The 285-nt window shown below is 38.9% G+C and carries 1 protein-coding gene; it reads left to right on the forward strand.

Annotated features, from left to right (window positions below):
- A partial coding sequence (locus tag HMPREF2926_RS01810) for an SspB-related isopeptide-forming adhesin (RefSeq protein ID WP_141751762.1) occupies nt 1-285 on the forward strand: 285 nt, incomplete at both ends.

The following is a 285-nucleotide window of genomic DNA, read 5'->3' on the forward strand; positions in this document are numbered from 1 at the left end:
TTACCAAGTATGGTTGGATACAACTAAATTTGACGCAGCTAACAAGGACAACATCCAAACAGTAGGTATTTCAGATAACTATGATGAAGCTAAATTAAATCTTAATGCGGCTGACATCAAAGCTTACGACTCTGTAACAGGTGCAGAAGTAACAGATAAATTCGATATCGCTGTCAACAACGGTGTGATCACTGCAACCCTTAAAGATGGCTTCACTAAGTCACTTGGCGATGCAGAAAACACACAAGTTATCGACACAACTAAATTCGAATTCGGACGTTACTA

Source organism: Streptococcus sp. HMSC078D09 (genome assembly GCF_001813675.1).
Lineage (GTDB): Bacteria > Bacillota > Bacilli > Lactobacillales > Streptococcaceae > Streptococcus.